Source organism: Pseudomonas sp. LAIL14HWK12:I10 (assembly GCF_900184205.1).
GTDB lineage: Bacteria > Pseudomonadota > Gammaproteobacteria > Pseudomonadales > Pseudomonadaceae > Aquipseudomonas > Aquipseudomonas kermanshahensis.
In genome coordinates, this window is the sequence record NZ_FXWU01000030.1 from 1 (window position 1) to 1,816 (window position 1,816).

The 1,816-nt window shown below is 59.4% G+C and carries 1 protein-coding gene; it reads left to right on the forward strand.

Features of this window, described 5'->3' with window-relative positions; translation table 11 throughout:
* Window positions 1–1,816, forward strand: a 1,816-nt coding sequence (locus tag QOS90_RS27490; RefSeq protein ID WP_349496969.1) for an immunoglobulin-like domain-containing protein, incomplete at both ends; no start/stop codon positions are given.

Genomic DNA, 1,816 nt, shown 5'->3' on the forward strand with positions numbered 1-1,816 from the left:
TGGGCGTGAAGTCGGCAGCAGACATCGATGGCCGTGCCTTCGAGAACCTGCAGCTGGGCGATGCGGCCTCGGTCAAAGTGACCGATACCACTGACGACGTCATCGCCAAGCTGACCGCCACCCCTTCGGTCACTGAAGGCGGCGAGATCACCTATACCGTCACCCTGACCAACAAAGACGGCCTGCCGATCGACAACCATGCGCCGTTGTATTTCACCCTGAGTGACGGCAAAACGGTCATCACCGTGCCGGCCAATAGCACCACCGGTTTCACCACGGTGACCGCGCCGGACAACGTCTACGTCGGTAGCAATGACGCGGTGGTCAAGTCGATCGCCAATGTCAGCGGCGCAGACGCCTGGAAGTTCGAGAACCTGGTTCTGGACAAGACCCCAGTCAGCACCACCGTAACCGACGAGCCGGGCTCGGGTACTCCAGGCACCGGCAACGAAGGCGACGTGGTCAAAGTCACCATCACCGCCGACCAAATCTCGGTCGCCGAGAACGTCAAACCGACCTTCACTGTCCACATCAACACCGCGCTGGCCCACGACCTGGTCGTGACGCTGAGCAATAATGCGGTTGTGGTGATCGAGGCCGGCAAGACTTCGAGCGAGCCGTATACCCACGACGCACAAGGCGATGACGTCTACAAAGACGCCGGTGAAATCGAGCTGGGCATCAAATCTGCCGTCGATGTTGACGGTCGTGCCTTTGAAAACCTGCAGCTGGGTGATGCCGCGTCGGTCAAAGTCACTGACACCACCGACGACGTGGTGGCCAAGCTGACCGCGACCCCTTCGGTCTCCGAAGGTGGTGAAATCACTTACACCATCACCTTGACCAACAAAGATGGTCTGCCGATCGATAACCACGCGCCGTTGTACTTCACCCTGAGTGACGGCAAAACGGTCATTACCGTCGCGGCCAATAGCACCACCGGCTTCGCTACCGTCACCGCGCCGGACAACGTCTACGTTGGTACCAACGACGCGGTGGTCAAGTCGATTGCCAATGTCAGCGGCGCAGACGCCTGGAAGTTCGAGAACCTGGTTCTGGACAAGACCCCGGTCAGCACTGCTGTGACCGACGAGCCGGGCTCGGGTACTCCAGGCACCGGCAACGAAGGCGACTTGGTCAAAGTCACCATCACGGCTGATCAGGTTTCGGTTGCCGAGAACGTCAAACCAACGTTCACCGTTCACATCAACAATGCCCTGGCTCACGATCTGGTCGTGACCCTGAGCAACAACGCCACCGTCACCATCAAGGCGGGTGAAACCAGCGCGCCGTACACCCACGAAGCGCAAGGCGATGACGTCTACAAAGACGCCGGTGAAATCGAGCTGGGTATCAAGTCCGCCGTCGATGTTGACGGTCGTGCCTTCGAAAACCTGCAGCTGGGCGATGCAGCCTCGGTCAAAGTCACCGACACCACCGACGACGTGGTGGCCAAGCTGACTGCTACACCTTCGGTCACCGAAGGTGGTGCGATCACCTACACCATTACGCTGACCAACAAAGACGGTCTGCCGATCGACAAACACTCGGCGTTGACCTTCACCCTGAGTGATGGCACCACCGTCATCACGGTCCCGGCCAATAGCACTACCGGTTTCACCACCGTGACTGCGCCGGACAACGTCTACACCGGTGCCAACGATCCAGTGATCAAATCGATCGCTTCTGTTGATGGTGCTGATGTCGGCAAGTTCGAGAACCTGGTTCTGGACAAGACCCCGGTCAGCACTGCTGTGACCGACGAGCCAGGCACGCCGGGCAACGAAGGCGATCTGGTCAAGGTCACCATCACCGC